The organism is Halomonas sp. BN3-1 (assembly GCF_003056325.1).
GTDB lineage: Bacteria > Pseudomonadota > Gammaproteobacteria > Pseudomonadales > Halomonadaceae > Halomonas > Halomonas litopenaei.
Map to the genome: position 1 here is coordinate 235,699 of NZ_PYVV01000005.1, position 12,072 is coordinate 247,770.

At 65.1% G+C, this 12,072-nt stretch carries 13 protein-coding genes; 4 read left to right on the plus strand and 9 right to left on the minus strand.

Annotation, left to right across the window (positions count from 1 at the left end):
* Positions 1–131 precede the first annotated feature (131 nt).
* Positions 132–1,097: an ABC transporter substrate-binding protein gene (locus tag C9F12_RS09195; RefSeq protein ID WP_108132146.1), complete on the plus strand. Its 966-nt coding sequence runs from the start codon at positions 132–134 to the stop codon at positions 1,095–1,097.
* A gap of 150 nt (positions 1,098–1,247) precedes the next feature.
* Here C9F12_RS09195 and C9F12_RS09200 read toward each other — a convergent pair whose 3' ends face one another.
* Genes C9F12_RS09200 through C9F12_RS22805 form a run of 4 tightly spaced genes read right to left on the minus strand, consistent with a single transcriptional unit; the run spans position 1,248 to position 4,199 of the window.
* Positions 1,248–2,396: a zinc ABC transporter substrate-binding protein gene (locus tag C9F12_RS09200; RefSeq protein ID WP_108448668.1), complete on the minus strand. Its 1,149-nt coding sequence runs from the start codon at positions 2,394–2,396 to the stop codon at positions 1,248–1,250.
* 40 nt (positions 2,397–2,436) lie between these two features.
* On the minus strand, positions 2,437–3,339 hold the full coding sequence (locus C9F12_RS09205; protein WP_108448669.1) for a metal ABC transporter permease: 903 nt from the start codon (positions 3,337–3,339) through the stop codon (positions 2,437–2,439).
* Positions 3,340–4,059, minus strand: a complete 720-nt coding sequence (locus C9F12_RS09210; RefSeq protein WP_045993493.1) for an ATP-binding cassette domain-containing protein — start codon at positions 4,057–4,059, stop codon at positions 3,340–3,342.
* Positions 4,059–4,199, minus strand: coding sequence for a hypothetical protein (locus C9F12_RS22805; RefSeq protein ID WP_205254655.1), 141 nt, complete (start codon positions 4,197–4,199; stop codon positions 4,059–4,061). The genes C9F12_RS09210 and C9F12_RS22805 overlap by 1 nt, the downstream gene beginning before the upstream one ends.
* A 247-nt stretch (positions 4,200–4,446) precedes the next feature.
* On the opposite strand from C9F12_RS22805, the gene C9F12_RS09215 reads away from it, so the two are divergent.
* From C9F12_RS09215 to C9F12_RS09225, 3 genes are all read left to right on the plus strand, one after another.
* Positions 4,447–4,995, plus strand: a complete 549-nt coding sequence (locus C9F12_RS09215) for an outer membrane beta-barrel protein (protein ID WP_052704403.1) — start codon at positions 4,447–4,449, stop codon at positions 4,993–4,995.
* A 359-nt stretch (positions 4,996–5,354) separates the two neighbouring features.
* Complete coding sequence (locus C9F12_RS09220; protein ID WP_162816425.1) at positions 5,355–5,642, plus strand: hypothetical protein; 288 nt, start codon at positions 5,355–5,357, stop codon at positions 5,640–5,642.
* 56 nt (positions 5,643–5,698) lie between these two features.
* Complete coding sequence (locus C9F12_RS09225; protein WP_108448671.1) at positions 5,699–6,283, plus strand: DUF4202 domain-containing protein; 585 nt, start codon at positions 5,699–5,701, stop codon at positions 6,281–6,283.
* 557 nt (positions 6,284–6,840) lie between these two features.
* Here C9F12_RS09225 and C9F12_RS09230 read toward each other — a convergent pair.
* The 5 genes from C9F12_RS09230 to C9F12_RS09250 form a co-directional block, all read right to left on the minus strand.
* A complete protein-coding gene (locus tag C9F12_RS09230) occupies positions 6,841–7,065 on the minus strand; it encodes a hypothetical protein (protein ID WP_108132150.1) in 225 nt (74 codons plus the stop codon).
* Between the two features lie 238 nt (positions 7,066–7,303).
* Positions 7,304–8,785, minus strand: coding sequence for a dihydropyrimidinase (gene hydA, locus C9F12_RS09235; RefSeq protein WP_083970361.1), 1,482 nt, complete (start codon positions 8,783–8,785; stop codon positions 7,304–7,306).
* 44 nt (positions 8,786–8,829) lie between these two features.
* Positions 8,830–10,131, minus strand: coding sequence for a TRAP transporter large permease (locus C9F12_RS09240; RefSeq protein WP_108132151.1), 1,302 nt, complete (start codon positions 10,129–10,131; stop codon positions 8,830–8,832).
* On the minus strand, positions 10,128–10,856 hold the full coding sequence (locus C9F12_RS09245) for a TRAP transporter small permease (RefSeq protein WP_108448672.1): 729 nt from the start codon (positions 10,854–10,856) through the stop codon (positions 10,128–10,130). The genes C9F12_RS09240 and C9F12_RS09245 overlap by 4 nt, the downstream gene beginning before the upstream one ends.
* Positions 10,857–10,929: 73 nt before the next feature.
* Positions 10,930–12,003, minus strand: coding sequence for a TRAP transporter substrate-binding protein (locus C9F12_RS09250; protein WP_108448673.1), 1,074 nt, complete (start codon positions 12,001–12,003; stop codon positions 10,930–10,932).
* Positions 12,004–12,072: the final 69 nt, after the last annotated feature.

Sequence of the window (12,072 nt, forward strand, 5' to 3'; positions counted from 1 at the left end):
ACTGGTCCAGCAAAGGACTTCTGGCAAACAGGTAAGTGCGGTGCCGTGACCCTGTCGTTGAAGGCGCGTTCTTGAGGCGGTGTGCCGAGCCGGTATGGTTGAAGGCTTCTACAGCTATCGACAGGTGAACCATGCGACACCATTCCATGCCCTTGGCCCTGGCGGCCTCGATCGCGCTCGCGGCTTCCTTCGGCGCCCACGCTCAGGACCAGGAAGATGCCCAGGTTCGTTTTTCCGTGCCCGCCTGGCCCGGTGTAACGGTCAAGACGGCCCTGGCATCCACCCTGCTCGAGACCCTGGGCTATGAGCCGGTTCAGGAAGAGCTGGGCTCCACCATCACCTATCAGGCCCTGCGCCAGGGAGAGCTCGACGCCTTTCTGGCGGCCTGGCTGCCGGCCCAGCAGGGCATGTACGACGCCAGCTTCGAGGATGGCGAGTCCAAGCTCGAGGACCTTGGCAACAACGTCGACGGTGCGCGCCTCGGCTTTGCCGTACCCACCTACGTCTACGAAGCCGGCGTGAAAACGGCGGAGGATCTGGACAAGGAAGAGTTTGCCGACAAGCTGGACCGCACCATCTATTCCATCGAGGTGGGCTCCGGCATGAGCGACTCGCTCAACAGCGCGGTGGATGAGGACACCTACGGTCTGGGCGACTGGAACCTGTCCGAGACCTCGACGCCAGGCATGCTGAGCGCCGTGGACGCGGCGATCGATCGTGAAGAGTGGATCGTGTTCGCCGCCTGGACCCCGCACTGGATGAACATCGAGTTCGACGTGCGTTATCTGGATGACCCCGAGGACATGTGGGGACCGGAAGGCGGCCGCAGCGACGTGCGCACCCTGGTGCGCAGCGAGTTCGCCGAGAGCCACCCCAATGCCACCCGTCTGCTCGATCAGCTGGTGTTTACCGCCGATGACCAGAGCGCCATGATCCGTGGCTTCAGCTATGAAGAGCGCGAGCCGGAGGCGGTCGCCGTCGATTGGCTGCGTGAACACCCCGAGGAGACCAAGGGCTTCCTCGAGGGGGTCACCACGCGCGACGGCGAGGAGGCCTGGCCCGTGGTGCGCGATGCACTGGAGATCCCCGAAGCCTGATGTCGGTTGCCTCAAGCGTCGACTGAAGACCGCCGTTTGGAGCGAAAGACGAAAGGACCGCCCCAGGGCGGTCCTTTGTTTTCTGCAGGTCGACAGGACGACGTGTGGCGTCCACTCGAGCTGTCGAGCGAGTGGGTCGTGATGGCAGGATCAGTGGTCGTGGTCGTGGTCGTGGTCGTGGCCATCGTGGCTATCGTCATGACCCTCGGCATCGACCAACCCCTGATGCAGCACCTCGGCATTGTGCAGGATCATTCCCAGGTAGTGAGACGTCATCCCTTCTTCGGACAGGGCGCCGTTGTAGAGTGAGCCGGCGATGGGCACGCCGGTCTCCTCGGACAGTTGTTCCATCAGCGCCGGGCTGGACATGTTCTCGACAAACAGCGCCGGAATCTGGCGTTCACGGATGACGTCCACCATGCGCGCGATATCTGCCGCTGACGGTTCCGCTTCGGTGGACAGACCGACCGGCGACAGGAAGTCGATGCCGTAGGCCCGAGAGAAGTGGCCGAAAGCGTCGTGGCCGACGATGACCTGGGCGTGTTCCGGCAGGTCGTCGAGCAGCGCGAGCACCTGATCGTGGGCCGCCTGGATATCCTCCATGTAGCTGTCGGCCCTGGACGCGTAGTGCTCGCTGTTGTCAGGGTCGACGGCGATCAGTCCGTCGCGGATATTGGCGACATAGATCAGTCCTGCCGACAGGTCGAGCCAGGCATGGGGGTCGTACTCGCCATGGTCGTGGCTGTCGTGATCATCGTGGCCGTCGTGACCATCGTGGCTGTCGTGCTCTTCATGGCCGTCATGGCCGTCGTGCTCTTCATGGCTGCCATGATCGTGGCCGTCGTGCTCTTCATGGCTGTCATGGTCGTGGCCGTCGTGCTCTTCATGGTCGTGTTCGGCCCCTTCCTCTTTCTGGCGATGCAGCGATTGGCCGCCATAGGCCAGCAGCGGCACTCCGTCCGTGGCGACAACGGTCTTGCCCTGATAGCCGCTGGCGTCGAGCAGGCGCGTCATCCAGCCCTCGAACTGCAGGCCGTTGAGCACCACCAGGTCTGCCTCGGCCAGGGCCCTGGCGTCGGTCGGGCGAGGGGAGTAGACGTGGGGGTCGCTGTCGGGGCCGACCAGTGAGGTGACCTCGACCCTGTCGCCGCCGACGTTGCGTACCATGTCGGCCAATACACTGAAGCTGGCGACCACCTGGGTGGGCTCGTCTGCCACGGCCTGGGGGCCAAGGGCGAGTCCCGTCAGGGCAATCCAGGCGTGGCGTTTGACGAAGGCATGAGGCAGTGACAGTGGCATGGACGTTGATCTCCGGTTGGTCAGGGGAAGGCGGGGCGCGTCAGGCGTGGTCGTCGGCGCGCAGCGGTGTGGCGCGACGACGAAGGCGAGCAGAAAGACTGTGCTGGCGGCCAAACAGCGCCGACAGCAGATAGGCCACACCGGCCAGCAGGATGATGGCCGGTCCAGAGGGGAGGCTCAGGTGGTAGGAAATCAGCAGGCCACCGAGGCTGGCGCCCAGCGCGATCATCACCGACAGCACTATCAGGCCCTCGAGGCGCGTGCTCCAGAAGCGAGCGGTGGTGGCCGGCAGCATCATCAGACCGACCGCCATCAGCGTGCCCAGGGTCTGAAACCCGGCGGTAAGGTTGAGCACGACGAGTCCCAGGAAGACACCGTGGACCAGACCGCTTCTGGTGCCTTGGCTGCGCAGAAACAGCGGGTCGAGGCATTCCACCACCAGGGCGCGGAAGATCACCGCCAGGGTGATGACGATCAGGCTACTGATGCCGGTGATCAGCACCAGGGCGGTGGTGTCCACCGCCAGGATGGAGCCGAACAGTACATGGGTCAGATCGACACTGCTGCCGCCCAGGGCGACCAGCATTACCCCGGCCGCCAGCGAGATCAGGAAGAAGCTCGCCATGGCCGAGTCTTCCCGGTGGCCGGTGAGCTGGGACACGCTGCCGGCCAACAGCGCGATCAATAGCCCTGACAGCATGCCGCCAAGGCTCATGATGGGCAGCGAGAAACCGGCCATCAGAAAACCCAGCGCAACACCGGGCAGGATGGCGTGGGACATGGCGTCGCCGATCAGGCTCATGCCGCGCAGCATCAGGAAGACCCCCAGCGGCGGCGCCGCCAGCGACAGCGCCAGGCTGGCCAGCAGGGCGCGGCTCATGAAGGCATAGTCGAAAGGGGCGATCAGCCACAGGTACAGGGTGGAAAGCAGCGAGTCGAGCATTCAGACAGATCCAGGAAAGGTCAGCGGCAGTCGAGGTGGGCGGGTCAATTGACCGGTGTGACGCTCCACCAGCGCATCCGGCGTGGCCCAGCGGCCGTGGCCCTGGGACAGGATCAGGACGTCATCGGCCAGGCGTGCCAGTTGCTCCATGTCGTGCAGCACGATGATCAGGGTCGCCCCCTGTTCGGCCATCTCGCGCAGCACGTCCATCAGCATCTCGACGGTATCGACGTCGACGTTGGCAAAGGGTTCATCGAGCAGCAGCAGTTCGGCTTCCTGCATCAGCGTCCGGCCGATCAGGGCTCGCTGGCGCTGGCCTCCGGACAGCTCGCCCAGCGGGCGGTGGGCCAGCCGCGAGATGCCCAGACGTTCCATGATCTCGCGCCCACGGCGATAGTGAGCGGCGCAGTAACCCTTGAAGGCACCGTGGCTCGGCCAGGTGCCGGTCATGATCAGTTCCTCGACGCTCATCGGGAAGCTCAGGTCCAGCGCCAACTGCTGCGGCAGCCAGGCGCGGCGCGCCGCCGGAACGGCACATTCGACGCGGCCCGCGACCGGCGTCAAGTTGCCCATGATGGCCTGGATCAGGGTGCTCTTGCCGGCGCCGTTGGCGCCGATGAGCGCGGTGATGGCGCCATCCTGAAAGCGCCCCTCGAGATGTTCGAGCACGGTGCGCCCGCCGCGTGCCAACTGCAGATCATGCAAGACGAGGCGTGACATCAGTGCCACCATCCGGCGGACCAGGACACCGCCAGCCACAGTGGCAGCAGGGGAATCAGCACCAGTATCAGTCGGCGCCGCACGGACAGGGACATCAGCGAGAAGTGGCAAGGCCCTTCGGGGCGGTGACGATGGGTCATGCAGGATAGCTCCGGGGCGAATCGGTCGAGCAAAATGGTTGAAGGTTATAACATAACAATAGCTGGGATTCCACGACTTCCCTCCCTCGGGCCATCCACTTGAGGTAGCCGCCAGAGCGTTCGAGGCAGGCGTGGAACTTTCCTACAATCGGTACTGCAAAGAATGTCTTCCCACGATAGACTGAAATAAAGTGTCAGGTGTGCCTGGTCTCGCACAACAGGACAACGTTTCTACGGAGTTTTCAGGATGTCACGGATATTGCGGCGGATGGCGCTGGTCGGGGCCGCCCTTGGGCTGGCCCTGTTGACGTCGACCCACTGCGTGGCGGGCGGCAGTACCGGCTTGTACGTCGGTGTCGGCGCCGGCCAGATGCAGGGCGATGACGACTTTGACGACGAGGCGTCGGCGGCCAAGGTCTTTGCCGGCTACAACTTCGGCTGGCTGCCCTTCCTCGACCTGGGGGCGGAGCTGTCCTACCTCAACGGCGGTGAGCTCGACGGTGAGGTCGACGGCACCTCGGCACGGCTCGAGGTGGAGAGCCTGCAGGCCATGGGCATCGCCGGCTTCAGCTTTGGCCCCTTCGGCGTCTACGGCAAGGCCGGCATGGCGGACTGGGACGCCGACCGCAGCGGCAATGGCCTGAACAAGGACTATTCCGGCACCGACCCGGTATTCGGGCTGGGCGCCCGGGTGCAGCTGTTCGATGTGACCGGGCGTCTGGAGGTCGAGCGCATCGATGCCGACGAGATCGGGCACGTCGATAGCCTGACCGGCAGCGTGGTCTATACCTTCTAGCCTGGCTGATGCGACTCAGGTACCGGTTTCCATCTGGTGCGTTCTACTCCGCAGGGCCGACGCAAAAGCGTCGGCCCTGCGCTGTTTTGGCGTCACGTATCGGCCGTTGGTACTAGTCGATTGACGATTTTTCGTCGGTTCAGAGGACGGATTGCGCAAAACGTGATGTAGGTCATGCTGATTGTGTTGTAAGTGATTACGCACACAAAGGTCAGTCAAAGGGGGTAGGGGAGGAGCAGTATAGAGTATGAATATCTTCCTGCTCGGTGCTCCCCATGCTCACGCTGCCCCACCGGTTCCCACCGATGCCCGCCCTGTCGACGGAACCTCGCCGCATTTGTCGATGGATGGCGCTTCTCGTGCTGGCCCTGCTGGCGCTGGTCAGCTTGGTGCCCCATGGCGTGCCCGGCGACCTGGCGATCTGGGCCGGGGTACTCAATGCCATGCTGTTGCCGAGCATGGATCTGGTGCTGGGCGTATTGCTCGAGGGGCTTCGCCCGCTGCTGACCTCCCTTGAGCGTCCGTGGACGCGCCTCCTGCTTGTCGTCTTGGTTGCCGCCGCGATGTGGTGCTTCGCCATCTTTCTGCTGCCGCTGGCGCTGGCCTGCCGTCATCTGCGCGGCCATGGAGCAGCGCAAGACTACTGAGATGGCCGTCAGACCGTTACCATGATGGCAACGCATCGACGCCATCGAGGAATCCCATGACGACAACGCCCTTCGACCAGGCCCAGGCAAGGCTCGACGCCCTGCATGCCGAGGACCCTCGCCGCGTGGAGGTGGGCGGGGCGTCACAGCCCCAGGAGCTGTGGCACGCCGGGCGCATGAGCGCCTGGCTCGAGCGTCTCGATCCCGACGCAGCGGAGCTGGTGCAGCTTGCCGTGCACAACCAGCACCTGAAGCGCTGGGAGGTGCCGCGCAGTGACTATGAAGAGGGCCGCATCGGATATTTAACCTGGCGACGTGACCAGGGAAAGCGCGCCGGCCAACTGGCGGCGGAGGTGATGCGCGCCTGCGGCTACAGCGACGCCGACGCCGACGAGGTGGCGCGGATGATCCGCAAGCAGGGACTGGGACGCGACCCCGGCACCCAGGCGGTGGAAGACTGCGCTTGCCTGGTGTTCCTCGAGAACTACTTCGCCGACTTCTCGCGTCAGGTCGATCACGACCACCTGATCCGCATCGTCCAGATGACCTGGAAGAAGATGTCCCCTGCCGCCCACCAGCTCGCATTGGGCCTGCCCATGAGCGACGAGGCCCGCGCCATCGTCGAGGAAGCGCTGGGGTAGGCAGGGTTGCAAGTGGGCTGCTCAAGCAGCCGGGGGGCGCGAAAGCCTGGGAAGGGCGCCAGTACCAGGGGCTTACCGATTGAATGGGCGCCTGGCTGTCTGGAGGCCGCGACTCTGTTGATATGGCTGATGTATTGTCGCCAGAATCCACGAGGCGAGAGGTGGCCGAGGGCTCTGTGAGCGTGAAGGAAGGTCGGGGGCTAGCGGTATCGCCAGCGAATCAGTAGCAGGCTCACGCCGAAAACGACGGCGGGCATGAGCCCCAGGACAACGATGGCGGCATTGCGACTCATGAGCTGCCTCCTTTGACGGCATCTTCGGCCGCGCGTAGATGGCCGAGGTAAGTAGCAATCCCAGCCAGGGTCACTGTGGCCAGGCCTATAGCCAATAGTAACAGGCCCACCGGGGCGTGCCTGTTGATATCACCAGAATCAAGGGGTGTCGGTCGAGTTACGGATGCCTGCGCAGGTCCTGAAGGCGCATGATCAGCATGCCGACCAGATAGACCAGTGCAGGCGACAGGCCGATGGCGGCGCCAAGCAGGAGTTCGTTGAGTGTCATGCCTTACCCTCCTCTGTCGCGTCCTCATTGGCTCGAAGGGAGCCTAGCCGGTACGCGATCAGTGCCATCAGCAGCATGCCAAGCCCAATGGCGACCAGGGAAGTGGCCATCTGGGCCCTGGGGTTGATCAGGGCGCCAATGGTAGAGCCAATGATGACCCCTGTGGTGACTTTTTCAGATGCCTCCAGCAGCGCCTTCTCCCGATGATGTCTGACATTCACTGTAGCTCCATGGGGGCCTGGTCTCCACGAGGGGCCGTCGGCCCGCAGGAGTCGCCTGAGGACGCAAGCGCCGAACACAATATGGTTGAGCGTAGCAGCCATGGTGCCAGTCCTCAGGTTCTCTGCTGGATGTTGCCTAGACACCATCTCTCCTAATCGGCCACAAACATCACATCAGGCGGTTTGTAGCCGATTCTTGCCTTGTCTAACCATCGATCGTCGATTTTTTGTATGAAGCCTAGAACCCCTTGGCCTGCCCTCTGGGCCTCGCCGGGGTGGGCTTGTCGCAGCGCAGGAACTGGCCGTCACCGGCTTGGCCGCAGGGCTTGCCATCGCGGGCGACGACCTGGCCTCGGCACAGCGCCATGACCACCCGCCCGGTCAGCTCCAGGCCCTCGTAGGGGGTGTAGTCCACCGCGTGGTGCAGATCGTCGTTGCGCACCGTGACCCGGGCCTCCGGGTCCCATAGGGTCAGGTCGGCGTCGCTGCCCACGGCGATGGTGCCCTTGCGCGGGTATAGCCCGTAGATCTTGGCCGGGTTGGTGGCGGTCAGCGCGACGAAGCGGGTGGCGTCGATGCGCTGCTTGACCACGCCCTCCGAGAACAGGATCGCCAGGCGCGTCTCGAGCCCCGGAATACCGTTGGGGATGCAGGAAAAACTCGCCTCCTCGCCATGCAGCTTCTTGCCCTTGTCGTCCTCGTAGCGGAAGGGCGCATGGTCCGACGAGAACACCTGGAAAACACCGCTTTCCAGCGCCTCCCACACCGCCTGCTGGGCTGCTGGGTCCCGGGGCGGTGGGCTGCACACGCACTTGGCGCCTTCGAAGCCGTCCTGATCCAGGTCATCGGCGGTCAGCATCAGGTACTGGGGGCAGGTTTCGCCGTAGACCCGCAGGCCACGGCTCTGGGCCCAGCGGATCTGCTCGATCGCCTGGGGGCCGGAAACGTGGACGATCAGCAGCGGTACGTCGATCAGCTCGGCCAGCGAGATCGCGCGGTGGGTGGCCTCGCGTTCGGCGATGGAGGAGTGGGCCTCGGCGTGGTAGCGCGGGGCGGTGTGGCCCTGGGCTTCCAGCAGTTCGGTCAGGTAGGCGATGCAGTCGGCGTTTTCGGCGTGGACCATGACCATGGCGCCCTCGCGGCGGGCCAGCGCCAGGACCTCGAGCACCTCGCGGTCGTTGAGCTTCAGGTCGTCGTAGGTCAGGTAGATCTTGAACGAGCTGTAACCCTCCTCGATCAGCGCCGGCAGCTCCTCGCGCAGCACCGTCTGGTTGGGGTCGGTGACGATCATGTGAAAGGCGTAGTCGATCATCGCCTTGCCGTCGCTCTCGCGGTGGTAGTCCTCCACCGCCGCGCGCAGCGACTGTCCCTTGAACTGGGCGGCGAAGGGAATCACCGTGGTGGTGCCACCGGCCGCCGCCGAGCGGGTACCGCTGGCGAAGTCATCGGCCATCACCGCGCCGTCACCCAGCGGCTGGGCCAGGTGGCAGTGGGCGTCGATGCCGCCGGGCATCACCCACAGGCCGCTGGCGTCGATGGTCTCGCCGACTGGGCCTGCACCCTCGGCGAGTCCTTCACCGAGGGCGACGATACGCCCGTCGCGAATGCCGATATCGGCGACAAAGCGGTCGGCGGCGGTGATCACGGTGGCGTTGGTGATCAGAGTATCGAGGCGTTGCATCTTGCTCTCCAGAGACCGGCTCGCGCCGGAGTTATTCATTGTTGTTCAGGTGCTTGGTGCCAAGGCGTGGCGGATATCGCCGATCATCCCATCACCCCCGGCAGCCACAGCACGATGGCCGGCCATGCGGTGATCAGGGCGACGAAGGCGAGCATCACCGCGAGGAAGGGCAGGCTGCCGATCATCACGTCGACGATCGAGCCGCGTCCGCGCACCCCCTGCACCACGTAGAGGTTCATGCCGATGGGCGGGGTGATCAACGAGATCTCCATCATGATCACCAGAAATACGCCGAACCACACCGGATCGAAGCCGAACTGCACCACCATGGGCACCACGATGGGTACGGTGGCGATCATCATCGACAGGGTCTCGAGAAAGCAGCCCAGCACCAGGTAGAACACCACCAGTGCCAAGATCAGCCCCAGCGGCGACAGTCCCAGTTCCGAGACCCACTGGGTCAGGGCGAAGGGGATGCCGAGGATGCCGACGATATAGTTGAGAAAGAACGCCGCAGAGATGATCAGCATGATCATGGCGGTGGTGCGTGCCATGGACAGAAAGCACTCGTGAAGCATGGCGATGGTCAGCTTGCGGTTGAGCGCCGCGAGCAGTAGTGCTGCCACCACCCCCAGGGCGGCGGCCTCGGTGGGGGTCGCCCAGCCGCTGTAGATGCTGCCGATGACGATGGCGAAGACGAACGCCGGTGGCAGCAGATCGACCAGCGAGCGCAGACGTTGGGCCAGCGGCACCCGCGGCTCGCGCTCGCCGGCGACCCCGGGGCGCAGCAGGCTCATGCCCATGATGACCAGCATGAAGGTGGCCGCCAGGGCAAGCCCGGGTACGATACCGGCGATAAACAGGGCGCCGATGGAGGTGTTGGTGATCGCCCCGTAGATGATCATGTTGATGCTGGGCGGAATCAGGATGCCGAGCGTCGCCCCGGCGGCCAGGGTGCCCAGCGCCAGGCGCTCGCTGTAGCCGCGCTCGGCGAAGGCCGGCAGGGCCACGGTGCCGATGGTGGCGGCGGTGGCCACCGACGAGCCGGACATGGCGGCGAACACCGATGAGGCGCCGATGTTGGTGTGCAGCAGACCGCCCGGCAGGCGGTTGAGCCACACCGACAGCGCCGAGTACATGCGCTCGGTGATGCCGGCCCGCAGCAGCAGCTCGCCGAGCAGGATAAACAGCGGAATGGCGGTCAGGATGAAGTCGTTGAGGGTGCCCCACAACAGGTCGCCGAAGGAGAACAGCAGCGGGGTACCCAGGTAGAGCATGGCGCCGAGGGCGGCGGTGGTGAAGATGGCCACCGCCACATGGATGCCCAGCGCCATCATGGAAATCATCAGGCCAAAGCCCAGCAGTACCTCGGTGACGGAGATCATGGTGTCTTCTCCCGGCCGGCTATCTGGCCATCCGCCGAATGGCCAGGCGAGCCACTCTTCGCGCCAACATAGTGGCGACGCGCTTCGTCGAGCTCGTCATCGGCGCTGAGCGGGTCGCAGCCGGCGTTGAGCGCGCCGATCTGGCCGCGCGTTAGCTGGACTCCGGCCCGGACGGCGGCTCGCAGGGTGACGATGGCGAACACCGAAAGCCCGATCAGCCACAGCGACTGGGGGATCCACAGCGGGGTCTGCAGTGGGGTGCTGGCCAGGCTGGAGAACTCCAGGGTCTCGCCCAGGGTCGCGCCCGCCCGCCACAGCATAAACAGCGAAAACACGCACAACAGCACCAGCGCCACCAGGTTGAGCAGGGCGCGCAGCCGGGGCGGCAGTCGCGTCAGCAGGACGTCAACCCGGGTATGGGCGCGCTGGGTCAGGGCGAAGGCGAAGCTGAAGGCGACACCGATGGCCAGCACATAGCCACCGATTTCGTCGACCCCCTGTAGCGAGAAGGCGAAGAACTTGCGCGCCAGCACCTCGAAGGTGATCAGCGCAGACAGCAACAGCGCGCCGTAGCCGGCGGCCAGAGCGGCACCGCGGGACAGACGGGTAAGTCCCCGGTCGAGCCGGGAGTCCGGTGATACAGCCATCGAGGCGGCACCGGATGCAGCGCCGGGCGATCTGGCGTCGGGTGGCGGATGCGCACCGGAGGGACGGGAATCGGACATCGGGATGCTCCTGGGGGCGGGGCCGCCGCATGGGCGGCCCCTGGTCGTGGGCGACAGGTCGATCAGCCGCCGCTCAGGGCGCGCTGGCGCTCAGGCCGGTGACCTCGCCGACGCTTGCGTTCCACAGCGCCGTACACTCGGGGTAGCGGGCGTCGCAGGTCTCCGCCCACACCGGCAGCACCGCCTCGGAGGTGATCTGCTCGATGCGCGCGCGGGAGTCCTCGTCGATGTCCACCAGGGTCATGTCGTAGGCGGTGTGGTTCTCGCAGCTCGGCTGACCGGTATTGCAGGCGATGGCGTCGTCGTTGACGGTGTAGGCCAGGTCCCACATCTGGTCCTCGAGGCGGGCGAAGGCTTCGCTCAGCGACGCCTGCTGCTCGGCGTCGAAGCCGTTCCAGGTGTCCAGGTTCATGAAGTGGCCCTGCACCGAGTAGGACAGCGGCAGCGGTACGAAGTGATCGGTCACTTCCGGCCACTTGCCGTTGCTGCCGGCCGACGGTGCGGTCACTCCGCAGTCGGCGACGCCGCGCTGCAGCGCCAGGTAGACCTCGCTGAACTGCAGCGTCACCGGCACCGCGCCGAGTCCTTCCACCAGCCGTGACATCGACGGCGTGAACACCCGCACCTTCTTGCCAGCCAGGTCGTCGGCACCGTTGATGTCACCGTTGCAGAACATCATCTGCGGGCCGAATGGCCACAGCGTCATCAGCTTGGCGTTGAAGCGTTCCTGCAGGCGGGCGTCGAAGTCGGCACGGAAGGCGTCCACCGCCTCGCGCTGCTGGTCCAGGTCGGCGGTGACCCCGGCCAGGTCGATGCCCTCGAAGAACGGCTCATCGCGGGAGGCCATACCGATCTGCACCGACATCACGTCGAAGGCACCGGAGCGTATGTTGCGCAGGGCGTCCGCGGCTTCCACGCCGATGGCGTCCATCGGGTTGTAGCTCACCGCCAGGTCGTCACGGGCATCGAGCTCGGCGAAGAAGGGCCGCTCCACGTTGTCCACGTGCAGCTTGTTGCCGGAGAAATTGCCGGCTACTCGCAGCAGGGTTTCGGCCTGGGCCTGGCTGGTGGCCACCAGCAGGGGGGCGGCGATCAGGGCGCCGAGGGTAAGCCGGCGGGTCGCCGTCACGAGGGTGGGAGTTTGCATGGGAGAACCTCATCTTGTTGTTGGTGGTTGTTGCAGGTGCTGATGTTGCTATTGCTGTTGCTGTCGAGA

Excerpts from the sequence above, each read along its gene's own strand:
- C9F12_RS09195 (WP_108132146.1), top strand. The coding sequence starts at position 132 with ATGCGACACCATTCCATGCCCTTGGCCCTGGCGGCCTCGATCGCGCTC.
- C9F12_RS09200 (WP_108448668.1), bottom strand. The coding sequence starts at position 2,396 with ATGCCACTGTCACTGCCTCATGCCTTCGTCAAACGCCACGCCTGGATT.
- C9F12_RS09205 (WP_108448669.1), bottom strand. The coding sequence starts at position 3,339 with ATGCTCGACTCGCTGCTTTCCACCCTGTACCTGTGGCTGATCGCCCCT.
- C9F12_RS09210 (WP_045993493.1), bottom strand. The coding sequence starts at position 4,059 with ATGTCACGCCTCGTCTTGCATGATCTGCAGTTGGCACGCGGCGGGCGC.
- C9F12_RS22805 (WP_205254655.1), bottom strand. The coding sequence starts at position 4,199 with ATGACCCATCGTCACCGCCCCGAAGGGCCTTGCCACTTCTCGCTGATG.
- C9F12_RS09215 (WP_052704403.1), top strand. The coding sequence starts at position 4,447 with ATGTCACGGATATTGCGGCGGATGGCGCTGGTCGGGGCCGCCCTTGGG.
- C9F12_RS09225 (WP_108448671.1), top strand. The coding sequence starts at position 5,699 with ATGACGACAACGCCCTTCGACCAGGCCCAGGCAAGGCTCGACGCCCTG.
- hydA (WP_083970361.1), bottom strand. The coding sequence starts at position 8,785 with ATGAATAACTCCGGCGCGAGCCGGTCTCTGGAGAGCAAGATGCAACGC.
- C9F12_RS09240 (WP_108132151.1), bottom strand. The coding sequence starts at position 10,131 with ATGATCTCCGTCACCGAGGTACTGCTGGGCTTTGGCCTGATGATTTCC.
- C9F12_RS09245 (WP_108448672.1), bottom strand. The coding sequence starts at position 10,856 with ATGTCCGATTCCCGTCCCTCCGGTGCGCATCCGCCACCCGACGCCAGA.
- C9F12_RS09250 (WP_108448673.1), bottom strand. The coding sequence starts at position 12,003 with ATGCAAACTCCCACCCTCGTGACGGCGACCCGCCGGCTTACCCTCGGC.